Here is a 25,902-nt window from a genome sequence, read left to right as displayed (position 1 = left end):
ATATCCATCAGTTCTTGCGGATCTTCTCGACGATCGCAGTGGTCGAGCTGTTTTCTACCAGCCCCAGCACCTTCACCGTGCCGCCATAGGCCGTGACGATATCGGCCCCGACCACCTGGTCAATGCCATAGTCGCCACCCTTGACCAGCACGTCCGGCTTGACCTGGCGCAGCAGGTTCTCGGGCGTGCCTTCGGGGAAGCTGATGACCCAGTCCACCGCGCCCAGGCCTGCCAGCACGGCCATGCGCCGGTCGACACTGTTGATCGGCCGACCAGGCCCTTTCAGGCGGCTTACCGAAGCGTCGTCGTTGACTGCGACGATCAACCGGTCGCCCTGGGCCCGCGCCTGCTCGAGGTAGGTCACATGGCCCGCGTGGAGGATGTCGAAGCAGCCGTTGGTGAAAACGATCTTTTCGTTGTGCGCGCGGGCATCGTCGATGGCCAGCAGCAGTTGCTCCAGGCCCAGTACACCACGCTCGGAACCTTCCTCGCGCTGGATCGCCCGGCGCAGCTCAGGGGCACTGATGGCGGCGGTACCCAGCTTGCCAACCACGATGCCGGCAGCCAGGTTGGCCAAGGCGACAGCATGGGGCAGGTCTTCGCCAGCGGCGATGGCCGCGGCCAGGGTGGAGATCACCGTATCGCCGGCACCGGTCACGTCGAACACTTCGCGAGCACGGGCCGGCAGGTGCAGGGGTGGATGGCCGATGCGCAGCAGGGTCATGCCGTGCTCGCCGCGGGTCACCAGCAAGGCACCGAGGTCGAGCTCTTCGAGCAGCTTCAGGCCTTTACCAACCAGTTCGGTTTCGTCGGCGCAACGGCCAACGATGGTTTCGAACTCGCTCAGGTTCGGGGTGATCAGGCTGGCACCACGGTAGATGGAAAAGTCCTTGCCCTTGGGGTCGGCAAGCACCGGAATGCCCTTGGCCCGGGCCGCCTCAATCAGGCTCTGGTGGTTGCGCAGGGCACCCTTGCCGTAGTCCGACAGCACCAGCACCTTGACCCCATCGAGCAGGTTGTCGACTTCCGCACCCAGCGACAGCGGGTCAGTGGCGAACGGCTCTTCGAAATCGATGCGCAGCAGTTGCTGGTGGCGGCTCATGACCCGCAGCTTGACGATGGTCGGCTGGTGGGCGATGCGCTGGAAGATCGAACGCACGCCGACAGCTTGCAAGCTATTGGCCAGGCTCTCGGCGGCCTCATCCTGGCCGGTGACGCCGACCAGCGAGGCCGGCGCACCCAGCGCGGCGATGTTCAAGGCGACGTTGGCCGCGCCACCCGGGCGGTCCTCGATCTGGTCGACCTTGACCACCGGCACCGGCGCTTCAGGCGAAATACGCGAGGTACCGCCATGCCAGTAGCGGTCGAGCATGACATCGCCGACCACCAATACCGGGGCTTGATCGAAACGCGGCATGGACAACTTCATGGACAACCCATCAGACAGAATGAACAGGGGCGGGATATTAGCACAGAGGCTAATGACACCACGTCAATTGACGATTCGCCGCACCCAGAACAGTTCGTGACGCCTGACCGCCTTGCGGAAGAATTCGTCGTCACCCGTCACCGGCCAGCGCCGCGCGCCGAGCAGCCACTGGATCAAGCGGCGCACACGCTCCTTGAGCGGCAACGGCCCGCGCAGGTCATGCTGCATGCCCAAGGCCATGGCTTTGTCCAGCTGGGTCTCGGGGTCCAGCGAAGGGCTCCACAGGCGATCGGATGGCAGCGGCTCGAGGGTGGGCGGCAAGGCAACACCCGTGCCTGCCGGGCCCATTGGCCAGCGGTCGTTGTCGTGCAGGTGGTTGGCGTAGAACAGCGCGGTGCCGGGCTTGCACTGGCTCTGCGCGATGGCCTGGAAAATCGCCTGGGTGGTGGCGACGTGGTCGGCATGGGGGTCCAGCTCGGGGTGCGGGGTGATGATGACTTCGGGGCGATAGTGCTCAAGCACGGCCACAAGGTCCGCCACCAGGTTGTTCCAGGTGGGCGCACCATCGCTATCGGCTGGCAGTTGCAATGGGTTGTGGCGCCGCACGCTGCGGATGTCGCTTTCACCTGACTCACGCGAACCGAATGCCTTGCCGGGCTCCCCGACCATCGCCGGCAGTTGCAGGCAGTAGTAGCCCAGTTGCACGCAGTGGCTGGCCTTCACGCCGCCCCACAGCGGTACCGCCATGCTGTCCCAGCTGCGCAGGCGCCCTTTCAGGCGGGCAGCGCCAGCGCTGTCCAGGCCCAGTTCCTGGTAACTATCGGCCTCGATTTCACCCTGGGTCAGGGTGGCGATGGCAACCTCGGGGCTACGGCTGTAGAAGCCGAATGCCGCGAGCTCCGCATCATCGGCGTGGGGCGCGAGGATCAGCGTGCGCTGCTGGCGGTAGTCCGGGCTGGCCATGACATAAAGCCGCGCCTCGCGACGCACCCGGCAATGTCGACCACGTATCACCAACTCACCGCTGGCCAATTGCTCGCGCTGGCCGGACAGGTTGAGGTAGCGCTGGCCGCTGGCGCGCCGTTCGAAGTCCTGGCGGTCATCGCCAACCTCGATGAACGGGTCCAGCCAGCGGCCCAGCCAGCAATGCTGCACGCGAACACAGAGGATCAGGGTCTCCCCTTCCTCCAATTCATGGGACAACACTACCCGTCCACCCTCGAGGGTGACGGGTTGTGAGTGCGCGTCATCGGGGAAAAGGTATTGGTAGTCGTCGCTGCTGCGGTAGAAGAGGTGGTCGGCAAACCACGCCTCGTGGGCAACCCAGGCCAACAGCAGCACCAAGGGCAGCAACCACCAGACGACGGCCACACCCAAGGCCAGGGCAGCCAACAGCACGGCCAGCAGGGACATGCGCTTTCTACGACGGTGAGCCTTCAAGAGCAGTTGCTTGCGTGCGCTCATTACTCAGACCTGATAGACCGCCACCTTCCGGCACCAACGGTCTTTGTATTCACGATCGGCGCGACCGAACGAGTAACGCAGGGGCTTGCCCGTCGCCCTGGCGTCTTCCCAGGCCTGCTGGGTGTTGACGAAGCTCAATACGCTACCAGGGCTGAAAGCACGGCTCTGCGGATCGACCCCGCCATTGATGTACTCCAGCGACACCCATTCTGGCGCCTCGACCCTGTACAGAACCTGAACGGCCACCGGTGCACCATCGAGCAGCACCAGCGAGCCTGTCATGAACTCGCGCAGCAGGCTGAACACCTCCACCAGGCCCTGCTTGCCCGGCACCTCGAACCCCCAGCGGCGCTGGAACAGGTCGGCGTACATCGCTGCCTGCTCGGCAGGCGTGAAGTCGCTCATGGGCCGCAGGCTGCCACCCGACTCTTCGAGCAGACGCAGCTCGCGCCGCTGGTTGTAGCGAAACTTCTTCGAGTAGTCCTCCGGCTCGCGGGCCAGCGCCAAGCCCTCGGGCTGGCTACGCAGGGTTGCGATATTGCCGGCATTGAGTTCGGAGACATAGCCCATGCGCTGACGCACCGGCACCTGCACGGATGCCGCGATCGGCAGGATGACCTCGGCATTGCCCAGGTCCAGCAGGCCACGCTTGCGCTCGCGCTTGAGCACATCCTTGGACAGCGCCAGGTACCGCCCTGAACAGGGCATGGCGCCTAGCAACTGGCCGTCGACGTACCAACCCAGGTAGCGAACCGGCAGTTCGAGAAACGCCGACAGCCGCGCCACCACCTCGGGGTGTGTGACGAAGCTGCCGCCATATCGATGCCATGCCTTGGCGTAGTCTGTTGCGTCGATCTCCTGCCAACCCCGTTCACGCCACGCGCGCAACAGGTTCAGCATACGTCCGCGGCCTGCGTCGGCTTGTCGTCGTCGCCTTCTTCGAATTCGCGGGCATGCAGACGCGCGTAGTGCCCGTTGCGCGCCAGCAGCTCGTCGTGCGAGCCACGCTCGACGATACGACCGTCCTCCATCACCAGGATCAGGTCGGCCTTCTCGATGGTCGACAGGCGGTGGGCGATCACGATCGTGGTGCGGTTCTGCACCACGTGGTCGAGCGCGGCCTGGATGTGACGTTCCGACTCGGTGTCCAGCGCCGAGGTGGCTTCGTCGAGAATCAGCAGCGGCGCATCCTTGAGCAAGGCCCGGGCAATCGCCAGGCGCTGGCGCTGCCCGCCGGACAGCAGCACGCCGTTCTCTCCCACCAGGGTGTCGTAACCCTGGGGCATCTTGCGGATGAACTCATCGGCATAGGCCTCGCCGGCCGCCTTGTGCACCGCCTCGATGGGCGCACCGGCCAGGTCGCCGTAGGCAATGTTGTTGGTGACCGTGTCATTGAACAGGGTCACCTGCTGGCTCACCAGAGCGATGTGACGGCGCAGGTTGCGCAGAGTGAATGCCTGCACTTCGTCGCCGTCGAGCAGGATCTGCCCCTGCTCGTGCTGGTAGAAGCGCGGGATCAGCCCAGCCAGGGTCGACTTACCGCTGCCGGAGCGTCCGACCAGCGCCACCATTTGCCCAGGTTCGGCGACGAAGCTGATGTCGTCGAGCACCTTCTTGTCGGTGCCTGGGTATTGGAAGCTGAGGTTGCGCACCTCCAGGCGACCCTGCACGCGCTCGCGCTCGATGCTGCCGCTGTCGACTTCCGGCGCTTCGTCGAGTTGCTCGAAGATGCTTTCCGCACCGGCCACACCGCGCTGGATGGTCGAGCTGACCTCGGAAAGCTGGCGGATCGGCTTAGGCAGCAGGCCGGCCATGGTGATATAGGCCACCAGGTCCCCGGCGGAAGCCTCGCCACGCAGCAACAGCACCAGGAACATCACGACGGCCATGGCGCTGTAGGTCACCAGTTGCAGGGTCGGGGTGTAGACCGCGCCGGTCTTGGTCATCGACAACTGCTTTTTGGTGTTGCTCAGGCTGGCCTGCTTGAAACGGTCCTGCTCGTAGGTCTCACCGCCGAAACTGCGCACGACGCGGTAACCATGGATGGTTTCCGAGGCCACGTGGGTGACATCGCCCATGGACACCTGGATCTTCTTGCTCTGCTTGCGGAACTTGCGGCTGGTGCTGCTCACCATCAGGGCGATGATCGGCAGGATCGCCACCATCACCAGCGTGAGCTTCCAGTTCATCCACAACAAGGTGCAGAACAGGAAGACCACGGTCATGCCTTCGCGGATCACCACCTTGATAGCATCGGTGGCCGCGCCGGTCACCATGGTCACGTTGAAGGTGATGCGCGAGATCAGATGCCCGGAGTTGTGCTTGTCGAAATACTGGTTGGGCAACTCGAGCAGCTTGTTGAACAGCACCACCCGCAGGTCATGTACCAACCCCAGGGAAACCCGGGCGAGGAAATAGTTGCCCAGGTACGAGCCGACGCCTTGCCAGGCGGCGATTGCCACGATCATCAGCGGCACGGCCTGCAGCAGGCGCAACTCGCCTAGCCAGGGGTTGCCTGGAAACAACACGGCATCCGGGTTGGCCAGGCCGTCGACGAAGTACTTGAGGATGTAGGCCAGCATTGGCTGCGTCGAGGCGAACAGCAAAAAGCCTACGATGCTGAGGATGAACAACCCGATGTAAGGGCGCACATAGGTCAACAGGCGGAAATAGATCGCCAGGGTGGACTGAGGGCGAGGTTCAGGACTGCTCATGGGAATCCGCACACTAAAATGAGGCGCCGATCATATCACAGCGACTTTTCACCCCCATGAAACCGACAGCAGCGACACCTCGCCAAGTCAGATAAGATAACTGGCCTGTTTATCGGAGGTTATGCATGCAAGCACTGGATCATTCCGCCTACCTGGCTCTACGCGAAGACGCCCAGGTGCTGGAGGCCGACGGTTCCGGCGACAAGGTGCTGCGTTTGCGTGACGGCCACATGCTCAAGCTGTTCCGGCGCAAGCGCCTGCTCAGCTCGGCGCTGTTCTTCCCCTATGCCGAACGCTTCGCCGACAATGCCAAGGCCCTTGCCAGCCTGGGCATCCCCTGCCCGGCAGTGATCGCCACCTACCGTATTGCCAGCATTGCCCGTGACGCCGTGTATTACCAGCCGCTGCCCGGGCAGACCTTGCGCCAATTGCTCGATGACGCGCCCCAGGGCCAGGCGCTGCGCACGCAGCTCGGGCGCTTCGTCGCACGGTTGCATGAAGCAGGGGTTTACTTTCGCTCGCTACACCTGGGCAATGTGGTACTGACGCCCGAGCAGGAACTGGGGCTGATCGACATCGCCGACCTGCGCTGCCAGCGCCGTGCCCTGCGCGACAGCCAGCGCGAGCGCAACTTCCACCACATGCTGCGCTATTCGCAGGACCGTCTGTGGCTGTTGGGCGAGGACGCTGGCGAAACCTTTCTGGAAAGCTATCGCCAGGAACTGGAACGGGGCCAGAGCCGGCCCCGTCCACGCTTGCTGAACAACCTGCGGCAGTTGCTCGACTAGCGGCCGATTACCACCACGGTTGCATTCTTGCGGTTGGCGAAACTTGCCAATACGCGCATCTGGTGCTGCTCGAGCCAAGTGGTGAGCCACGGCTCGCCAGGACGACCTTCCAGCACGAAGTAACTGTATTGCTGGACAGCTTTGCCGTGGATCACATCATTCTGCGGCGGTGAGACCACATAGCCACGCCCAGCGTAATAGCTGACCCGGCCATCGTCGTAGTAGACCTTGGCCTGCGGATCCAGATTGGCAGAGACCCACTCTCCAGCCTCGATCAAGTGCGTTTTGCGTGCCCCCGTGGAAATCACGTTGGACAGCATCATCAGCAGCCCCACAACCAGCAACACCTTGCTCATGCGTGGAAAGCGACTCGCGAAATGCCAGATGCCGACTGCCAGCAAAGGCACGGTCAGCAGGTTCAGGAAGCTGAGGTAACGGCCATTCATGAACTGCATGTTGATGAAGAACAACATCAACACCGCCAGGTACATCAGCGCGGCCCAGGCAAACACCTGATAGTCGCGCAGATAGGTACGTAACGCCCGCCAGCTTTCGTGCCTCAGGAACGGCAGGGAGAACGGGCCGCTCAATGACACGAACTTGATCAACAACGCCGCCAGCATGCCGAAGAAGACGATACGGCCTGTTTCATCACGCGAATACTTGTAAGTCATGCTGTCGCCGAACTGATCGGCTACCTGGCGAAAAGCGGCGTAGACCCCCCTAGGGTCGAGCATCTCCAGGTAGACCTGCACCCGCCCAGAAGTAGCCCCGCCCTTGGCTAGCAAGGCCAACAGACCGACAACACCACCAAGCAGCGGCAACACCAAGAACTGAACCAGGCGCTTAACCCCATGCTCCTCGCGCACCCCCACCAACAGCCAAAGCAGCAAAGCCACCTCCAGCACGAGCGCCTCGAGGCGGAACAACATTGCCGAGCCGATCGCCAGGTGGATTGCTGATGCACGCAACCATCCGCCTCGCGCCTGCCAGCGCATCACCAGCCACAAGGCCAGCACACAGAAGAACCAGAAGCCATACTCGCGGATAATGTCATTACGGAACTGGTTTACTGCCGGCATCGCCAATACCACCAGGCAAGCCCAGCCCGCAGCAGCTGGCGCACGCTGGCGCACGACGTCCACCAATAGCGCACAGGTGCCGGCCATGAACAGTCCACACCACAAGTGCGCGCACCACTCCAAGGGCAGGCGAGTTACCACGTGGGTGGCGGCGAGCAGGTAGGTGAACCAAGGCCAGTTGAAAAACTGCCAGGCCACCTGCGGCCCTTCAAGACTTACACGTTCGGCAATGCTCAGGTAGAACGCAGCATCTCGCCCGAGTGTCGGACTGCCAAACACTGCAATCACCGAAAGCAAAAGGCTGGCGAAGAAAGCCAGCCTTACAGGATACTCCCCAACAATCCTTGCAACGAACTTACCCAATCCGGCATCCATCCTGTCGACAACAGTACTCATTGAAATCCTTAAGCCACCACCAGCCGTGAGGCCTTGCGCAGGTACGTCCAACGCATCGCTTGCATAGGGCTCAGACGCAAGGCTTGGCCGTAGAAGCGTCGCGCCGAGCTGCGGTCACCCGACAGCAGCGCGGCTCGGAACAGCGACAGGTAACGCTGCGCCCTGTAGCGCACGCTCAGGTCCTGACACTCGTCAGGCAAGCTGGCGAACACCTCATCGACCAGGTTCATCGCATAGTCTTCTTCGTTCTCACGATTGTGCCGCAGGCTGTCCGGGTGCTTGTGGATACGCGCAATGGGGACATCGGTGGTCACCACCTTGGCGTTTACCACCAGGAAGGCGAACACCGGAATGTCCTCGCTGGTCCGCAAGCCCTCAGGGTACGGACGGCGCAGCAGGAGCTCACGGGCGAACAGCGTGCAGCAATGCGAAACGGTGATGCGCTTTTCCAGCAGATAACTGCGAGCCAACTCCCGCGCGCTTGCCCGCGGCACGGGTGTCGGCAGGCGCAAGCGCTCCTTGCCATCCGGGAACACCGAGATCTGCCCACCCAGCACCATGCCAACATCAGCGTTGGCTCGCAGCACCTCGCGCAATGTCTCGATGGCACCTGGTGCCAACTCATCATCGGCGTCGAGCAGCAGCACGTAGCGACCGCGCGCCAAGGCGATACCCTTGTTGCGCGCTGCGGCGGCACCGGCATTGGCCTGGTCGACGACCTGCAACTGCGGATAGCGGGCTGAGTAGCCGGCCAGTACCTCCAGGGTGTTATCCCTGGAGCCGTCATTGACCACGATCAGCTCGAGGTCATCGGCCCATTGGCCAAATACCGAATCGAGTGCCCGCGGCAGCAACTTGCCATAGTTGTAGGCTGGAACGACCAGGCTGATCAGGACTTCAGGACTCTTCATACTCTGGCGCACCCTCTTTAACCACAAGGATGTCTTCCATGATCAGATACTGCAGGTCAGAACCGTAGAACATGTTCAGTGCATCGGTCGGCGAACAGATCATCGGCTCGCCACGACGATTGAGCGACGTGTTCAGCGAAACGCCATTGCCAGTCAGCGCTTCCAGCGCCTTCATCATGTCGTAGTAACGCGGATTGTACTCCCGCTTCAGGACCTGCGCACGGGACGTCCCGTCCTCGTGGACCACCTCCGGCACGCGGGTTTTCCACTCCTCGGCCACTTCGAAGGTAAAGGTCATGAACGGCGCCGGGTGGTCGACCTTGATCATCTGCGGCGCAACGGTGTCGAGCATCGACGGGCAGAAAGGTCTCCAGCGCTCGCGGAACTTGATCTGCTCGTTGATGCGGTTGGCCACGCCCGGCACGCTCGGGCAGCCGATGATCGAACGACCGCCCAGGGCGCGCGGCCCGAACTCCATGCGGCCCTGGAACCAGGCCACCGGGTTGCCATCGACCATGATCTTGGCGATGCGCTCGGGCATGTCGTTGAGCTTGCGCCACTTGGGCGCATTCGGGTGGCGGGCACAGGCGGCGATCACGTCTTCGTTGGAGTACGCAGGGCCAAGGTACACGTGCTCCATCTTCTCGACCGGCACACCACGGGCGTGGGAAACATAGGCCGCAGCCCCCACGGCAGTACCGGCATCGCCGGATGCTGGCTGCACGAACAGCTCCTTGAGGTCTGGGCGGGAAATGATCTTCTGGTTGAGCTTGACGTTCAGTGCACAGCCACCCGCGAAGGCCAGCTTGCCGGTTTCCTTGAGGATGTCGCCCAGGTAATGGTCGATCATCTGCAACGCCAGCTTCTCGAACAGCGCCTGCATGCTCGCCGCGTAGTGAATGTACGGCTCGTCGGCGATGTCGCCTTCGCGCTTGGGGCCCAGCCATTCGATCAGCTTGGGCGAGAAGTAGAAGCCCTTGCCCTTCTCTTTATAGCGGCGCAGGCCGATGACATTGGCGTAGTCGGTATTGATGACCAGCTCGCCATTTTCGAAGCTGGCCAGACGCGAGAAGTCGTACTTGCTGGCGTCACCGTACGGCGCCATGCCCATGACCTTGAACTCGCCATCGAGCATCTCGAAGCCCAGGAACTCGGTCATCGCGCCGTACAGGCCGCCGAGCGAATCCGGGTCGAAGAACTCCTTGATCTTGTGGATCTTGCCGTTTTCGCCATAGCCGAAGAAGGTGGTGGCGTATTCGCCCTTGCCGTCGATGCCGAGGATCGCGGTCTTTTCCTTGAAGCCCGAGCAGTGGTAGGCGCTGGAAGCGTGGGCCAGGTGGTGCTCGACCGGCTCGATCTTGACCTTCTTCGGGTCGAAGCCCAGTTGTTCCAGGCACCAGACGATCTTCTTGCGGTAGCGCTTGTAGCGACGGTTGCCCATCAGGATCGCGTCAAGGGCGCGATCCGGGGCGTACCAGTAGCGCTTGGCGTAGTGCCAGCGGGCCTTGCCGAACAGGCTGATAGGCGCGAAGGGAATGGCCACCACGTCGACGTCCGAAGGCTTGATACCGGCCTGCTCCAGGCAGAACTTCGCCGACTCGTAGGGCATGCGGTTCTTCGCATGCTTGTCACGCACGAAGCGTTCTTCTTCGGCGGCGGCAATCAGCTTGCCGTCGATGTACAGGGCCGCGGAAGGGTCATGGCTAAGGGCGCCGGACAGGCCAAGAATCGTCAATGCCAAGGGTTCAGCCTCTTCATTCGCTAGGGATGCGCCGGCGGCCTCATGGGCGGGCGGCGGCTAAAGGGCGCGATTATAGCGCAAACATAGAAGGCACACTGCCCCCACCGGTAACCAGACACTTCACTCGGCGATCAGCCAGTCCAGGCGGTGGCTGCCGGCGGTCTGCGCCAGTTCTTTGGCCAGCCAGGGCAGCAGTTCGCGCAGTTCGTCTTCCAGCCCCCATGGCGGGTTGGCGATGGCCAGGCCTGAGCCGTTCAGGCCCTGGGGGCTGTCCTGGTGATGCACGTACAGCTCGGCGCGTAGCAGTTTTGGCGCGCCGGTGCTGGTCAGGTCTTGGTAGAAGCGGGTCAGGGAACGTTGGTCCTTGATCGGGTACCAGATCACCACGACGGTCTGGCGCATGCGCCCGATCGCTTCCTTCATCGCCAGGGTGCAACGCTTGAGCTCGTCAGCCTGCTCGAACGGTGGGTCGATCAGCATGATCGCGCGTTTTTCCTGCACCGGCAGCAAGGCCCGCGGCACATGCCAGCCCTCACCCAGGTGCACGGTTACACGCGGGTCCTTCTTCATGTTTTCCCGGAGCAACGGGCCGTCTTCGGGGTGCTTTTCGTTGAGCTGCGCGCGGTCCTGCTGGCGCATCAGGCGTCGGGCCAGCTCGGGGGAGCCTGGGTAGTAGCGCAGCTCGCCGTCCGGGTTCAGGCGCTTGATGATGCGCAGGTAGTCGGCGGTGGTTTCAGGCAGGTCATCGCGCCCCCACAGGCGGGCGACACCTTCGAGGTATTCACCGGTACGGGTTGCCTGGTCGCCCTGAAGGTCGTACAGGCCGAGGCCGGCGTGGGTGTCGAGGTAGGCGAACGGCTGCTCCTTGCGCGACATCAGGGCGATGAGGCGGGTCAGCACGATATGCTTGAGGACGTCGGCGTGGTTGCCGGCGTGGAAGGCGTGACGGTAGTTCATGGCGGCTCCTGCGGGGGCCGGCAAGTTTACCTTGTCGTGCGGGAGTCGTCAGGTAAGACGGTCGAACGGCGGCACCCGCAAAGCAGGCGCCGCCGTTTCAACGGGTGTTACTTGTCAGCGTGGTACGCCGCATCGGCGGTTTCGAAGCGCGAAACCATGCTGGTCGAAGGACGACCCGCCTTGCTCACGAACACGATGGCGAGGGTGGCGAACAGGAAGCCTGGAATGATCTCGTACAGGCCCAGGCCCACGTAGTTCTTCCACAGGATCACAGTCAGGGCACCCACGACGATACCGGCCAGCGCGCCATTGCGGGTCATGCCTTTCCACAGTACGGAAAGCAGAACCACAGGGCCAAAGGCGGCGCCGAAGCCAGCCCAGGCGTAAGCCACCAGGCCCAGTACGCGGTTTTCCGGGTTGGCAGCCAGGGCGATAGAGACCAGCGCAACGGCCAGTACCATCAAGCGACCGACCCACACCAGCTCGCTCTGCGAGGCATTCTTGCGCAGGAAGGCTTTGTAGAAGTCTTCGGTCAGCGCGCTGGAGCACACCAGCAGCTGGCAGCTCAAGGTGCTCATTACCGCAGCCAGAATGGCCGACAGCAGCACACCGGCAACCCATGGGTTGAACAGGATCTTCGCCAGCTCGATGAACACACGCTCGTGGTTCTCGGTGACTGGGCCAGCCAGATCAGGGTTGGCCGAGAAGTAGGCGATACCGAAGAAGCCCACGGCGCAAGTACCGGCCAGGCACAGGATCATCCAGGTCATGGAGATGCGGCGGGCGTTGGCGATCGACTTGACCGAGTCGGCAGCCATGAAGCGCGCCAGGATGTGCGGCTGGCCGAAGTAGCCCAGGCCCCAGCCCATCAGCGAGATGATGCCGATGAAGGTCGCGCCGCGGAACATGTCGAAGTTGGCCGGGTTAACCGCTTCGATGGCCAGGAAGGTGGTGTCGAAGCCGCCGGTGGAGATCAGCACGATGATCGGGGTGAGGATCAGCGCGAAGATCATCAGCGAGGCCTGCACGGTGTCGGTCCAGCTCACTGCCAGGAAACCACCGACGAAGGTGTAGGCAATGGTGGCGGCAGCACCAGCCCACAGCGCGGTCTCGTAGGACATGCCGAAGGTGCTTTCGAACAGGCGGGCGCCAGCAACGATGCCGGAGGCGCAATAAATGGTGAAGAACACCAGGATGACCACGGCCGAGATAACACGCAGCAGGCCGCTTTTATCTTCGAAGCGGCTGGCGAAGTAGTCCGGCAGGGTCAGGGCGTCACCGTTGTGCTCGGTCTGCACCCGCAGACGGCCAGCGACGAACAGCCAGTTCAGGTAGGCGCCGACGGTCAGGCCGATGGCGATCCAGGCTTCGGAAAGGCCCGACATGTAGATGGCGCCCGGCAGGCCCATCAGCAGCCAGCCGCTCATGTCGGAGGCGCCGGCAGAAAGCGCGGTAACTACGCTACCCAGGCTGCGACCGCCCAGGATGTAGTCGGAAAGGTTCTTGGTGGAGCGATAGGCCATGAAGCCGATCAGCACCATTGCCGCGATATAGATCACGAATGTGACCGTGATTGGATTGCCCATGAGTTGTGCCCTGGCGTTGTTTTTATCTCGTGCGACCGCTCGATCAGTCGGTTGCACCCAGGCGGCGCATGCTATGCAACAACATGAACGAGGTGCAACCATTTTTCATTTGCAAGTTGCACCTCACAGTGACTTTTCCGATAAAACCGCTTTCTTGCTCCGAAAGGCAGCAAAAGCGGTTTTTCTTATAAGAAAATGCACCACGAACGACCCTTTTTACTGTGCGGAGATTACCGCCGGACGAGTTGCACCTCTTCAAACCCGATTTAAGGTTGCACCCGGTTGCACCCGAATTCTCCTACAGCTAATCTTGCATCCAGCTTAGGCCACCGCCGTGGCAATAACGAGGATAAGAAATGGCGACGACCACCCTTGGGGTCAAACTCGACGACCCAACCCGTGAGCGACTCAAAGCCGCTGCGCAGTCCATCGACCGCACCCCGCACTGGTTGATCAAGCAAGCGATCTTCAACTACCTGGAGAAGCTCGAGGGTGGCGCCACCCTGAACGAACTCAGTGGCCATGCGCCCGCGCAGGGCGATGACGCCGGCGAAGTCAGCGCCGACCACGCCCACCAGTGCTTCCTGGAGTTCGCTGAAAGCATCCTGCCGCAGTCGGTGCTGCGCTCGGCCATCACCGCCGCCTACCGCCGTCCCGAGCAGGAAGTGGTGCCCATGCTGCTGGAGCAGGCACGCCTGGCCGCACCGCAGGCCGAAGCCACCAACAAGATGGCGGCCGGCCTTGCCGACAAACTGCGTAACCAGAAGAGCGCCAGCGGCCGCGCCGGTATCGTCCAGGGCCTGCTGCAAGAGTTCTCGTTGTCGTCCCAGGAAGGCGTGGCGCTGATGTGCCTGGCCGAAGCGCTGCTGCGCATTCCAGACAAAGGCACCCGCGACGCCTTGATCCGCGACAAGATCAGCACTGGCAACTGGCAGCCGCACCTGGGCAACAGCCCATCGCTGTTCGTCAACGCCGCCACCTGGGGCCTGCTGCTGACTGGCAAGCTGGTGTCCACTCACAATGAATCCGGGCTGAGTTCCTCGCTCACCCGCATCATTGGCAAGAGCGGCGAGCCGATGATCCGCAAGGGCGTCGATATGGCCATGCGCCTGATGGGCGAGCAGTTCGTCACCGGCGAGACCATCGCCGAAGCCCTGGCCAACGCCAGCCGTTTCGAGTCCAAAGGCTTCCGCTATTCCTACGACATGCTCGGCGAAGCCGCACTGACCGAGCACGACGCACAGAAGTACCTGGCCTCCTACGAGCAGGCCATCCACTCGATCGGCAAGGCCTCCCATGGCCGCGGCATCTATGAAGGCCCGGGCATCTCGATCAAGCTTTCGGCCCTGCACCCGCGCTACAGCCGCGCCCAGTACGAACGCGTGATGAGCGAGCTGTACCCGCGTCTGCTGTCGCTGACGCTGCTGGCCAAGCAATACGATATCGGCCTGAACATCGACGCCGAGGAGGCCGACCGCCTGGAGCTCTCGCTGGACCTGCTCGAGCGCCTGTGCTTCGAGCCGTCGCTGGCCGGCTGGAACGGCGTTGGCTTTGTGATCCAGGCCTACCAGAAGCGCTGCCCGTACGTGATCGACTACGTCATCGACCTGGCCAAGCGCAGCCGCCACCGCCTGATGATCCGCCTGGTCAAAGGCGCCTACTGGGACAGCGAGATCAAGCGCGCCCAGGTCGAGGGCCTGGAGGGCTACCCGGTGTACACCCGCAAGGTTTACACCGACGTGTCCTACATCGCCTGCGCACGCAAGCTGCTGTCGGTGCCGGAAGCGATCTACCCGCAGTTCGCCACCCACAACGCCCACACCCTGTCGGCCATCTACCAGATCGCCGGCCAGAACTATTACCCAGGCCAGTACGAATTCCAGTGCCTGCACGGCATGGGCGAGCCGCTGTACGAACAGGTCGTAGGCAAGGTCTCCGAGGGCAAGCTGAACCGTCCGTGCCGCGTGTACGCCCCGGTCGGCACCCACGAAACCCTGCTGGCCTACCTGGTCCGCCGCCTGCTGGAAAACGGCGCCAACACCTCGTTCGTCAACCGCATCGCCGACCACTCCATCTCCATCCAGGAACTGGTTGCCGACCCGGTCGCCAGCATCGAGCGCATGGCCACCCAGGAAGGCAGCGTCGGCCTGCCGCACCCGCGCATCCCGCTGCCGCGTGACCTGTATGGCAGCGAGCGGGCCAACTCGGCCGGTATCGACATGGCCAACGAACACCGCCTGGCATCGCTGTCCTGCGCCATGCTGGCCACGGCCAACAACGACTGGAAAGCTGCCCCGCTGCTGGCCTGCGCTACCAGCGAAAGCGCCGCCCAGCCGGTGCTGAACCCTGCCGACCACCGCGACGTGGTGGGCCACGTTCAAGAAGCCACCGTCGCCGATGTCGACAATGCCATCCAGTGCGCGCTGAACGCCGCACCGATCTGGCAGGCCACCCCGCCCGCCGAGCGCGCCGCGATTCTCGAGCGCACCGCCGACCTGATGGAGGCCGAGATCCAGCCGCTGATGGGCCTGCTCATCCGCGAAGCCGGCAAGACCTTCGCCAACGCCATCGCCGAAGTGCGCGAGGCCGTGGACTTCCTGCGCTACTACGCGGTGCAGGCACGCAACGACCTGCGCAACGACGCCTGCCGCCCGCTGGGCCCTGTGGTGTGCATCAGCCCGTGGAACTTCCCGCTGGCCATCTTCAGCGGCCAGATCGCCGCCGCCCTGGCCGCCGGCAACCCGGTGCTGGCCAAGCCCGCCGAACAAACCCCGCTGATCGCCGCCCAGGCCGTGCGCCTGCTGCTGGAAGCCGGTATTCCCGAAGGCGTGCTGCAACTGCTGCCAGGCCGTGGTGAAACCGTCGGTGCGGGCCTGGTGGGTGACGAGCGCGTCAAAGGCGTGATGTTCACCGGTTCCACCGAAGTGGCGCGCCTGCTGCAACGCAACGTCGCCGGCCGCCTGGACGCCCAGGGCCGCCCGATTCCGCTGATCGCCGAGACTGGCGGGCAGAACGCGATGATCGTCGACTCTTCGGCCCTCACCGAGCAGGTGGTGATCGACGTCGTGTCCTCGGCCTTCGACAGCGCCGGCCAGCGCTGCTCGGCCCTGCGCGTACTGTGCTTGCAGGAAGACTCCGCCGACCGCGTGATCGAAATGCTCAAGGGCGCCATGGCGCAGAGCCGCCTGGGCAACCCTGACCGCCTGTCGGTAGACATCGGCCCGGTGATCGACGCCGAAGCCAAGGCTGGCATCGAAAAACACATCCAGGGCATGCGCGAGAAAGGCCGCAGCGTGTACCAGGTGGCCATCGCCGAGGGTGACGAGGTCAAACGCGGCACCTTCGTGATGCCGACCCTGATCGAGCTGGAAAGCTTCGACGAGCTCAAACGCGAGATCTTCGGCCCGGTGCTGCACGTGGTGCGCTACAACCGCAAGCACCTCGACCAACTGATCGAGCAGATCAACGCTTCCGGCTACGGACTGACCCTGGGCGTGCACACCCGCATCGACGAAACCATCGCCAAGGTGGTGGGCAACGTCAACGCCGGCAACATGTACGTCAACCGCAACATCGTCGGTGCCGTGGTCGGCGTACAGCCGTTCGGCGGTGAAGGCCTCTCGGGCACCGGCCCGAAAGCCGGCGGCCCGCTGTACCTCTACCGCCTGCTGTCGACACGCCCAGCCGACGCCATCGCCCGCCACTTCGAGCGTGCCGATGGCGAAAGCAAGGCCGACACCACCCTGCGCGACCAGCAGATCAAGCCGCTGCACGCCCTGAAAGCCTGGGCCGGCAGCAGCCAGCCTGAGCTGGCCGCACTGTGCGACACCTTCGCCGAGCAATCGCAGAGCGGCATCACCCGCGTTCTGCCCGGCCCGACCGGCGAGCGCAACACCTATACCGTGCTGCCACGCGAACACGTGCTGTGCCTGGCCGACAACGAAGCCGACCTGCTGGCGCAGTTCGCGGCGGTGCTGGCGGTGGGTAGCGAGGCGGTATGGGTCGAGGGCGAGCCGGCCAAGAGCCTGCGCACCCGCCTGCCGAAGGAGTTGCAGGGCAAGGTCAAGCTGGTGGCCGACTGGAGCAAGGATGAAGTCGCGCTCGATGCGGTCATCCACCATGGCGACTCCGACCAACTGCGCGGTATCTGCAAGCAGGTGGCCAAGCGGGCTGGCGCTATCGTCGGTGTGCATGGGTTGTCCAGCGGTGACCACCAGATTGCCCTGGAGCGGCTGGTGATCGAGCGGGCGGTGAGTGTGAACACTGCTGCTGCGGGTGGTAATGCGAGCTTGATGACTATCGGCTAAAACCACTGACGCCATCGCGGGGCAAGCCCGCTCCCACAGGTACTGCGCCAATCCGTCAGGCGGCGCAATTATCTGTGGGAGCGGGCTTGCCCCGCGATGCTTTTGGGGGTGGTCAGTGCATCATGCCCAGCTCGGCATCATCCATCAGCGCCTTGGCTAGGGCGCTCAAGTAGTGCGATGCCCAGACCAGTTGAGGGTTGTTGTCCATCACCCCGCTCAGAGTCATGTCGCGCACGTAGCCCATCAATTCCGAAGCCTGCTCGCGGGCATGCTGGCAGGAAATGCCGGGCTCGATGCAGAACAGCGGCTGGGTCATGCCTTCGCCTTGGTAGAACTTGGTCTTGCCGACGGTGGTTTTGAGGGTGGGGTCGTCTGTGCTCATGGTGGATTTCCCTGAATTTTCCGGTGTTTGAACCGCCGCGAAAGGGCCAGTACAGCCAATACATGAATGAAGGCCTAGTGCCGCGCCTGCGGCGGCGCCGATAGCTGCACCTGGATCAAGGCCGATTCGAGCAGCACACGCAGCGACTCGACCTCATGCATCGAGGCCATCATCAGGATCGAGGCGTGTGACCTGGGCTGGAGACGAACGGCTTGCTGGCCGACAGTCAGCGCACAGAGGGCGTATTCCGTGGCCTGGATGAGGGTGTCTTCGAGGGAGTGGTGATTGTGGGGCGGGTCGGGGACTATCTTCAGCATCTTGGGGTACCTGGTAAGGGCCACCACACGCCGGCTGTCAAACAAGAGGGTGGCAGCTGTACATAGGTTGACAGACCGGTAGGTATCCCAGAACCCGGCGCACACGAAGTGCCCCATGCACAGCCGCCATATAAGGCAAAGCCATCGGGATAGACCTAGTCGGCCTGTCAAAGCCGGTCGTTGATTCGCAACGACCGCCGGAGACTAGAAGCCAACCCAGACCACCGCAATGGCTCAAAGGCGTTAAAAGTATGTTTAGGAAACGTACTACACGGAATAGGGAAATTCCCATGACGCCTGCTTGCATACACAGGAAATCCAACGTGCATATGGTAAGAAATATCCGAAACGTCAACTACTTAAAAAAAGCCGAAACGCTTTAGCCCAGCCATTGAGATGGACTCTCCCTCCCAGTAGTGCATAATTCCGCTCAGGACGCGATCAAGGTCGCTCCGTCTCCGAGGCCCGGCATACTTTGTGTGTCGGGCTTTCGTGTTTCTGGAGATAAGGCATGTACATCGGCAAGGCAACGGCATGCCGTTTCAAGTTCGGCGAGCACCGCAATGGCTTCGAAGACGCTGTGCGTGTTTGGGAAATGGACTACAAGACAGAGCAGATATCTGAGATTTTTTAGGATTATCGAGGCCGTTAAACTGAAAAACCTACGTTTACTTCCTAAGGTTTATCATGATCGCCAACCTGTACGACCCGCTGGAGGTCGGCATGACTGCAAAATCCCCCAACAAGCCCAAAGCGGATAACCCGTATATAGAAGCCGCTCAACGCATTCGACAGCTAGCTCAGATCCTCGCCCAAAACCCAAATGAGGCCAAAGCATTCCGTGCCGAGATAGGTATGTTCACCGCCAAAGGTGCGCTCAAGGCCAAGTATCGATAAATGTATAGGCAGCTTCCATCATTCGTTCTTGGATTTCATGGCTGTGATCGCAAAACCGGGGAAGCCATTTTGGCAGGCGAGCCAATTTCACCCAGTGTCAATGACTATGACTGGCTCGGTGCAGGTGCTTATCTCTGGGAGAACAGCCCTGAGCGCGCACTCAGCTATGCGCAGCTGGTAAAGCGATATAAGCGAGGCCAAGGATCAATCAATGACCCATTTGTCGTCGGCGCAGTCATTGATCTGGGTCTTTGTCTCAACTTGACAGAGGAAGGCGCATTGCAGGAGCTGGGAGAGGCTTACCAACTCCTTAACGCCAGCGTTGAAGCGCTTCCAGAGAACAAACCTGGTTTCTCTGGCGATCCTGACAATCTGAAGCGTTTCCTTGATTGCGCTGTATTCAAAGCCCTTCATTCAGCCAGGAGACTCGTGGGGCTAGAGCCCTACGAGTCGATTCGTTCGCCCTTCCTTGAAGGTGCCCCGCTATATCCAGGCACGTCATTCCGGCAGCAAACTCATACCCAGCTGTGCGTACGCAGCATCACCTGCATCAAGGGGTATTTCCGGCCGCTGAATGCCGACGGTACTCTGTTCCAGCCTTAATCAGGCTCATCCTCCAAGCCGGTGTAAACGAAGGCGTCTGTGGCTGAACATCATCTGAATCAATCATGGTAGCCAGCCCTGTCGGGCCAATCCTAGACTCGTCCAACGCCTGCTTAGGAATGTCGACATGTCCGATACCCTGCTCAACCCCCGCAACCTCGCCTTCGAACTCTACGAAGTCCTCGACGCCGAAGCCCTCACCCAGCGCCCGCGCTTCGCCGAGCACAACCGCGAAACCTTCGACGCCGCGCTCACCACCGCCCGCACCCTGGCCGAGAAGCTCTTCGCCCCACACAACCGCAAGGCCGACGAAAACGAGCCGCGCTACGTGGATGGCCGCGCCGAGCTGATTGCGGAAGTGAAGCCCGCCGTCGACGCCTTCCTCGACGCAGGTTTCCTCAACGCCAACCGCGACTTCGAAGCCGGCGGCATGCAACTGCCCAGCCTTGTATCACAAGCCTGCTTCGCGCACTTCCAGGCCGCCAACGCCGGCACCACCGCCTACCCCTTCCTGACCATGGGCGCCGCCAACCTGATCGAAAGCTTCGGCACCGACGAGCAGAAGCGCCTCTACCTGCAACCGATGATCGAAGGGCGCTACTTCGGCACCATGGCCCTCACCGAGCCCCACGCCGGTTCATCGCTGGCCGACATCCGCACCCGCGCCGAACCCGCAGGCGATGGCAGCTACCGCCTCAAGGGCAACAAGATCTTCATTTCCGGCGGCGACCACGAGCTGTCCGAAAACATCGTGCACATGGTGCTGGCCAAGCTGCCCGACGCCCCCGCCGGAGTGAAAGGCATTTCGCTGTTCATCGTGCCCAAGTACCTGGTCAACACTGATGGCAGCCTGGGCCCTCGCAACGATGTGCTGCTGGCCGGGCTGTTCCACAAGATGGGCTGGCGCGGCACCACGTCCACGGCGCTGAACTTCGGCGATAACGGCCAGTGCGTCGGCTTCCTGGTCGGCCAGCCGCACCAGGGCCTGGCGTGCATGTTCCAGATGATGAACGAGGCGCGCATCGGCGTCGGCATGGGCGCAGTGATGCTGGGTTACGCGGGCTACCTGTACTCCCTGGAGTATGCCCGCCAACGCCCGCAAGGCCGCCTTGTGGATAACAAAGACCCCGCCAGCCCTGCCGTGCCGATCATCGCCCACACCGATGTGAAGCGCATGCTGCTGGCACAGAAGGCTTATGTAGAAGGCGCCTTCGATTTGGGCTTGTATTCTGCGCGGCTGTTCGACGACACCCAGACCGCCGAAGACGACACCGCCCGCCGCCAGGCCCACGAACTGCTCGACCTGCTCACCCCGATCGTCAAATCCTGGCCCTCGGAGTACTGCCTGAAAGCCAACGAACTGGCGATCCAGATTCTCGGCGGCCACGGCTACACCCGCGAATACCCGGTGGAGCAGTACTACCGCGACAACCGCCTGAACCCCATCCACGAAGGCACCCACGGCATCCAGTCGCTCGACCTGCTAGGCCGCAAGCTGGCGCAGAACAATGGTGCCGGGCTCAAGCAGCTGCTCCGCCTGATCGCAGCCACCTGCGAGCGCGCCAGCCACCACCCCAACCTCGACGCCCTGCGCCAGCCGCTGGAGCAACTGGTCAACCGCCTGCAAGCCGTGACCCTGGCGCTGCTCGGCGACCTGGCCCAAGGCAAGGTCGTCGGCGCCCTGGCCAACTCGGCGCTGTACCTCAAGGCCTTCGGCCACTGCGTGGTCGGCTGGCGCTGGCTGGAGCAGGCGATTCATGCCGAGCTGGGCTTGCTCAAGGGCATCGAGGCCGACCGCGACTTCTACCAGGGCAAGCTGCAGGCCGCGCGTTATTTCCTCACCTGGGAAGTACCTCCCTGCCATAATGACCTGGCATTGCTCGAGGCCCGTGACGACACGTGCCTGGCCATGCAAGAGGGGTGGTTCTAGGGGAGCCGCCGCACACACGGAGGTTCCCGCATGTTCGATTCCAGCGCCCTGCTGCGCCAGCGCTTCGCCGCGCTGCGCAGCAAGGCCGATGTGTTTTCCCTGCGTCATGTGAAGCAGTCGCACCAGGCCCTGTCGGTGCGCCGCAACGTGGCCGAGCCACCCTTCTTCAGCCAGGACGAAGGCGCCATGCTGACCGTGCGGGTCAACGGCGTTGAGGCCTACGCCGCCACCGCCGACCTGTCCCAGAGCGGCCTGCAACGTGCCCTGGAACAAGCCGAAGCCCTGGCCCGGGGCATCGCCGCCCACAACCTGCTCGACCTGCGCGAGCACGCCGCGCCGGACCAGCGCCACGACCACCTCTCGCCCAACCTCGAGCAACCCCTGCCCAGCCTCGCCGAATGCCTGGAACTGCTGGCCGCCGAGTCGGCCAGCGTGCCCAAGGACAGCCGCCTGGTGGACTGGCAGGCCAGCCTGGGCATCACCGAGGTCGAGCAAACCTACCTGAACAACCTCGGCGCCGAACTGCGCCACGCCCAGCGCTTCCTGTTCCCCGGCCTTGCGGTTACCGCCAGCGACGGCCAGGACAGCCAGATCCGCAGCCTGGGCCGGGAGAATTTCGGCCAGCAAGGCGGCTTCGAGGTGATCCAGCGCTGCGGCCTGGTCGGCGCAGGAAAACGCATCGCCGACCAGGCCCTGCAACTTCTGCTGGCGCCCAACACCCCCAGCGGTGCGCGCGACCTGCTGCTAATGCCCGACCAGATGATGCTGCAGATCCACGAGTCCATCGGCCACCCGCTGGAGATGGACCGCATCCTGGGCGATGAGCGCAACTACGCCGGCACCAGCTTCGTGAAAGCCAGCGATTTCGGCCACCTGCAATATGGCTCGCCATTGCTCAACGTCACCTTCGACCCGACCCTGGGCGAAGAGCTGGCCAGCTACAGCTTCGACGACGACGGCACCCCGGCCAGCAAGCAGTTCCTGATTCAAAACGGCCTGCTGTTGCGCCCGCTGGGCGGCGCGCTGTCGCAGTTCCGCTCGGGCCTTTCGGGCGTGGCCAACAGCCGCGCCTGCGGCTGGAACCGCGCGCCCATCGACCGCATGGCCAACCTCAATATCGAGCCGGGCGACCAGTCGCTCGAACAGCTGATCGGCGGTATCGAGCACGGCATCCTGATGCGCACCAACCGCTCCTGGTCCATCGATGACGCGCGCAACAAGTTCCAGTTCGGCTGCGAATGGGGCCAGTTGATCGAACACGGCCAGCTCAAGGGCGTGGTGAAGAACCCCAACTACCGCGGCATTTCCGCCAGCTTCTGGCGCAGCCTCGCAGCGGTGGGCGACGCCAGCACCTTCCAGGTGCTCGGCACCCCAAACTGCGGCAAAGGCGAGCCCAACCAGGTTGTGCGGGTAGGCCATGCCTCGCCCGCCTGCGTATTCCGCCAGGTCGATGTATTCGGAGGAGACGCCTGATGAGCAGCCCCTACCAGCAACGCTTCGAGCACCTACTCGACAGCCTCAACGCCGCCCTCCAGCCCGGCGAGCAGTTCACCCTTGGCTACAGCGCCGAGCAGTCGCGGTTCATCCGTTTCAACCACGCCAAGGTGCGCCAGGCCGGTGAAGTCGCCCAGGCCAGCGCACTGCTGCGCCTGGTGCGCGAGGGGCGTCAGGCCGAGCAGCAGCTTACCCTGTGTGATGACCCGCACCTGGACAGCCAGCACCTGCACCAGGCGCTGGAGCAACTGCGCCAGACCCTCCCCCTGCTGCCCCTCGACCCCTACCTGCAACTGGACGAAAGCGCCTGGCGCAGCCATAGCCAGCAGGACCAGGCGCTACCCGAACTGGCCGAAGTACTGACGCTGATCGAGCGCGAGGCCGGCGACCTGGACCTGGTCGGCATCTACGCCGCCGGGCCGATCTGCCGAGGCTTCGCCAGCTCGTTCGGTGCCTTCGGCTGGCACCAGGCAAACAGCTTCAACATCGACTGGAGCCTGTTCCATGACAATGGCCAGGCGGTAAAGGCCAACTATGCCGGCCAAACCTGGAGCGCCAAGGCCTTCGCCGAGCGCCTGCGCCAGGCTCGCGAGCAACTGGCATTCCTGGGCCGCCCAGCCGTCACCCTCAAGCCCGGCAACTACCGCGCCTACCTGGCCCCGGCAGCGATGGAAGAAATTGCCGGCATGCTCGCCTGGGGCGGCTTCTCGGCCCAGGCACTGGCCACCGGCAACAGCCCGTTGCAGCGCCTGTACAACGGCGATGTACGCCTGAGCCCGCTGGTGAGTTTCGATGAGCAGGTCGCAGGTTCCCTGAGCCCAGCATTTTCCAACGAAGGCTCCCCGCGCCAGGACCTGCGCCTGGTGTCGGAAGGCCGCGCCATCGAGCGCCTCACCTGCGCCCGCAGTGCTGCCGAATTCACCCTGGCGGCCAACGGCGCCGACGGCCACGAGTCCCCCTGCGCACTGAGCCTGGCGCCCGGTTCGCTGGCCATGGCCGATGTGCTCGAACGCCTGGGCACGGGGCTGTACATCAGCAACCTGTGGTATTTGAACTACTCTGACCTGCCCGCCGCGCGCATGACCGGGCTGACCCGCTTCGCGACGTTCTGGGTGGAGGATGGGCAGATCCAAGGGCCGGTGAGCACCATGCGCTTCGATGACAGCCTGTACAGCCTGCTGGGGGCTCAGTTGGAAGAGCTGACCCGCGAACGCGAGATGATCTTGTCGACCAGCACTTATGGGCAGCGCCAAACCGGTTCGAGCCATTTGCCGGGAGCGCTGGTCAAAGCCCTGACCCTGACATTGTGATTGGCTGTACCGGCCCTTTCGCGGGCAAGCCCGCTCCTACAGTGGACCACCGAACCTGTAGGAGCGGGCTTGCCCGCGAATAGGCAGGCACTGACAAAAGAGGACGTCATGCCCGAACGCGCCCCGCTAGACCCCACCACCGCCCGCTGGATCCCCTGGGTAGTGGCCATCGCCTTCTTCATGCAGTCGCTGGACGGCACCATCCTCAATACCGCGCTGCCCTCCATGGCCCACTCGCTGTCGGAAGACCCGCTGCGCATGCAGGGGGTGATCATCGCCTACATGCTCACCGTGGCCCTGCTGATCCCGGCCTCGGGCTGGATCGCCGACCGCTTCGGCACCAAGCACATCTTCTTCGGCGCCATCCTGCTGTTCAGCTTCGGCTCGCTGCTGTGCGCCATCGCCAACAGCCTGGGCTTCCTGATTTTCGCGCGGGTCATCCAGGGCCTGGGCGGCGCGCTGATGCTGCCGGTGGGAAGGCTGGTGGTGCTGCGCGCCTACCCGCGCTCGGAGCTGGTGCGGATCATGAGTTTCATCACCATTCCCGGCCTGCTCGGCCCGCTGCTGGGGCCGACCGTGGGCGGCTGGCTGGTGGAGATTCTCAGCTGGCACTGGATCTTCCTGATCAACCTGCCGGTCGGCGCCCTGGGCTGCTATGCGGTGTGGCGATTCATTCCCGACCTGCGCGGCAGCGAGCGCACGCGCTTCGACACGCCGGGCTTCATCCTCTTCGGCGCAGCGATGGTGCTGATCACCATCGCCATGGAAGGCCTGGGCGAACTGCACTTGCCGCACTTGCGGGTGATGTTGCTGCTGTTCGCCGGCATGGCGTGCCTGGCGGCCTACTGGCTACGCGCCGGGCGCGACCCGGAGCCGCTGTTCTCGCCCAGCCTGTTCCGGGTGCGCACCTTTGCGATCGGTATCCTCGGCAACCTGTTCGCCCGCCTGGGCAGCGGCGCCCTGCCCTTCCTCGTGCCGTTGCTGCTGCAAGTGGCGCTGGGTTATTCACCGTCGCAGGCGGGCATGAGCATGATTCCGCTGGCGGCGGCGGCCATGGTCGCCAAGTCCATTGCCCGGCCTTTGATCGAGCGGTTGGGCTATCGCATCGTGCTCACCGGCAACACCTTGCTGCTGGGTATCCTGCTGGCCAGCCTGGCATTGGTCGACGAACACACGCCCTACCCGCTGCTGCTGACCCAACTGGCCCTGCTCGGGGCGGTGAACTCGTTGCAGTTCACGGCGATGAACACGGTGACCCTGATCGACCTGGACGATGCCAGCGCCAGCAGCGGCAACAGCCTGCTGTCGGTGGTCGCGCAAATTTCCCTGAGCCTTGGTGTCGCGTGCGCGGGTGCCTTGCTCGGAGGCTTCACCGCCTCGGGCAGTGCCGAGGGCGTGGAGACCACGTTGGCCGCATTCCAGCTCACCTTCGTGACTATCGGCGTCATGGCCATGCTGGCGGCGACCATCTTCCTGCAACTGGCGCCGACGGACGGAAGGCGTGCCCGTCGTCCGGAACAACACGTGGAATCGTAGGGCGAATGGCCATGAGGCTGGTAGACTGTGCGGCATTTTTCGCTTCGCACCGCAGGCC

At 63.3% G+C, this 25,902-nt stretch carries 20 protein-coding genes; 9 read left to right on the top strand and 11 right to left on the bottom strand.

What is annotated here, in order from left to right; genetic code table 11:
* Nucleotides 1-7: 7 nt before the first annotated feature.
* The 4 genes from hldE to msbA form a co-directional block, all read right to left on the bottom strand.
* Nucleotides 8-1,429 (bottom strand): bifunctional D-glycero-beta-D-manno-heptose-7-phosphate kinase/D-glycero-beta-D-manno-heptose 1-phosphate adenylyltransferase HldE, encoded by a 1,422-nt coding sequence (gene hldE / locus ACQKPE_RS05215; protein ID WP_427663810.1) that lies wholly within the window; start codon nt 1,427-1,429, stop codon nt 8-10.
* A 63-nt stretch (nt 1,430-1,492) separates the two neighbouring features.
* Nucleotides 1,493-2,893 carry a PIG-L deacetylase family protein gene (locus tag ACQKPE_RS05210; RefSeq protein ID WP_427663808.1) on the bottom strand — a complete coding sequence of 467 codons (1,401 nt, stop codon included), beginning with the start codon at nt 2,891-2,893 and terminating at the stop codon, nt 1,493-1,495.
* Between the two features lie 3 nt (nt 2,894-2,896).
* On the bottom strand, nt 2,897-3,793 hold the full coding sequence (locus ACQKPE_RS05205) for a GNAT family N-acetyltransferase (protein WP_427663806.1): 897 nt from the start codon (nt 3,791-3,793) through the stop codon (nt 2,897-2,899).
* Complete coding sequence (msbA, locus tag ACQKPE_RS05200; RefSeq protein WP_427663804.1) at nt 3,787-5,607, bottom strand: lipid A export permease/ATP-binding protein MsbA; 1,821 nt, start codon at nt 5,605-5,607, stop codon at nt 3,787-3,789. Before msbA ends, ACQKPE_RS05205 begins: the two co-directional genes overlap by 7 nt.
* Before the next feature lie 125 nt (nt 5,608-5,732).
* Here msbA and ACQKPE_RS05195 point away from each other — a divergent pair, with 125 nt between their 5' ends.
* Complete coding sequence (locus ACQKPE_RS05195) at nt 5,733-6,395, top strand: lipopolysaccharide kinase InaA family protein (protein ID WP_427663802.1); 663 nt, start codon at nt 5,733-5,735, stop codon at nt 6,393-6,395.
* Here the strand turns inward: ACQKPE_RS05195 and ACQKPE_RS05190 are convergent.
* The 5 genes from ACQKPE_RS05190 to putP form a co-directional block, all read right to left on the bottom strand.
* Nucleotides 6,392-7,873 carry a hypothetical protein gene (locus tag ACQKPE_RS05190; RefSeq protein WP_427663800.1) on the bottom strand — a complete coding sequence of 494 codons (1,482 nt, stop codon included), beginning with the start codon at nt 7,871-7,873 and terminating at the stop codon, nt 6,392-6,394. The genes ACQKPE_RS05195 and ACQKPE_RS05190 overlap by 4 nt on opposite strands.
* Before the next feature lie 8 nt (nt 7,874-7,881).
* Entirely contained in the window at nt 7,882-8,784 is a 903-nt protein-coding gene (locus ACQKPE_RS05185; RefSeq protein ID WP_427663798.1) for a glycosyltransferase family 2 protein, read from the bottom strand.
* Entirely contained in the window at nt 8,771-10,525 is a 1,755-nt protein-coding gene (locus ACQKPE_RS05180) for a carbamoyltransferase family protein (protein ID WP_427663796.1), read from the bottom strand. The genes ACQKPE_RS05185 and ACQKPE_RS05180 overlap by 14 nt, the downstream gene beginning before the upstream one ends.
* Nucleotides 10,526-10,645: 120 nt before the next feature.
* Complete coding sequence (locus ACQKPE_RS05175) at nt 10,646-11,482, bottom strand: 23S rRNA (adenine(2030)-N(6))-methyltransferase RlmJ (protein ID WP_427663794.1); 837 nt, start codon at nt 11,480-11,482, stop codon at nt 10,646-10,648.
* A gap of 107 nt (nt 11,483-11,589) precedes the next feature.
* Entirely contained in the window at nt 11,590-13,068 is a 1,479-nt protein-coding gene (gene putP / locus ACQKPE_RS05170) for a sodium/proline symporter PutP (RefSeq protein WP_427663792.1), read from the bottom strand.
* A gap of 356 nt (nt 13,069-13,424) precedes the next feature.
* Between putP and putA the strand changes: the two genes are divergently transcribed.
* Complete coding sequence (putA, locus tag ACQKPE_RS05165) at nt 13,425-17,375, top strand: trifunctional transcriptional regulator/proline dehydrogenase/L-glutamate gamma-semialdehyde dehydrogenase (protein ID WP_427663789.1); 3,951 nt, start codon at nt 13,425-13,427, stop codon at nt 17,373-17,375.
* 112 nt (nt 17,376-17,487) lie between these two features.
* Here the strand turns inward: putA and ACQKPE_RS05160 are convergent, their stop codons facing one another.
* The gene (locus ACQKPE_RS05160; protein WP_427663787.1) at nt 17,488-17,757 is read right to left on the bottom strand and encodes a DUF3077 domain-containing protein; all 270 of its coding nucleotides are present in this window, start codon (nt 17,755-17,757) and stop codon (nt 17,488-17,490) included.
* 74 nt (nt 17,758-17,831) lie between these two features.
* On the bottom strand, nt 17,832-18,074 hold the full coding sequence (locus tag ACQKPE_RS05155) for a hypothetical protein (protein WP_427663786.1): 243 nt from the start codon (nt 18,072-18,074) through the stop codon (nt 17,832-17,834).
* A 511-nt stretch (nt 18,075-18,585) separates the two neighbouring features.
* On the opposite strand from ACQKPE_RS05155, the gene ACQKPE_RS05150 reads away from it, so the two are divergent.
* The 7 genes from ACQKPE_RS05150 (at nt 18,586) to mdtD (ending at nt 25,844) form a co-directional block, all read left to right on the top strand.
* Nucleotides 18,586-18,708: a hypothetical protein gene (locus ACQKPE_RS05150; RefSeq protein WP_427663784.1), complete on the top strand. Its 123-nt coding sequence runs from the start codon at nt 18,586-18,588 to the stop codon at nt 18,706-18,708.
* A gap of 53 nt (nt 18,709-18,761) precedes the next feature.
* Nucleotides 18,762-18,971, top strand: coding sequence for a hypothetical protein (locus tag ACQKPE_RS05145; protein ID WP_427663782.1), 210 nt, complete (start codon nt 18,762-18,764; stop codon nt 18,969-18,971).
* Nucleotides 18,972-19,574: a hypothetical protein gene (locus ACQKPE_RS05140; protein WP_427663781.1), complete on the top strand. Its 603-nt coding sequence runs from the start codon at nt 18,972-18,974 to the stop codon at nt 19,572-19,574.
* Nucleotides 19,575-19,701: 127 nt separating this feature from the next.
* The gene (locus ACQKPE_RS05135) at nt 19,702-21,504 is read left to right on the top strand and encodes an acyl-CoA dehydrogenase (RefSeq protein ID WP_427663779.1); all 1,803 of its coding nucleotides are present in this window, start codon (nt 19,702-19,704) and stop codon (nt 21,502-21,504) included.
* 30 nt (nt 21,505-21,534) lie between these two features.
* The gene (locus ACQKPE_RS05130) at nt 21,535-22,977 is read left to right on the top strand and encodes a TldD/PmbA family protein (RefSeq protein ID WP_427663777.1); all 1,443 of its coding nucleotides are present in this window, start codon (nt 21,535-21,537) and stop codon (nt 22,975-22,977) included.
* Complete coding sequence (locus tag ACQKPE_RS05125) at nt 22,977-24,308, top strand: TldD/PmbA family protein (protein WP_427663775.1); 1,332 nt, start codon at nt 22,977-22,979, stop codon at nt 24,306-24,308. Before ACQKPE_RS05130 ends, ACQKPE_RS05125 begins: the two co-directional genes overlap by 1 nt.
* Nucleotides 24,309-24,416: 108 nt before the next feature.
* Complete coding sequence (gene mdtD / locus ACQKPE_RS05120) at nt 24,417-25,844, top strand: multidrug transporter subunit MdtD (protein WP_427663773.1); 1,428 nt, start codon at nt 24,417-24,419, stop codon at nt 25,842-25,844.
* The last annotated feature ends 58 nt before the right edge of the window (nt 25,845-25,902 follow it).

The sequence above is a fragment of the Pseudomonas sp. NPDC089554 genome (genome assembly GCF_050280645.1).
Taxonomy (GTDB): domain Bacteria; phylum Pseudomonadota; class Gammaproteobacteria; order Pseudomonadales; family Pseudomonadaceae; genus Aquipseudomonas.
Note: the sequence above shows the minus strand (reverse complement) of the source record. Positions and strands in the feature narration are given on the sequence as shown.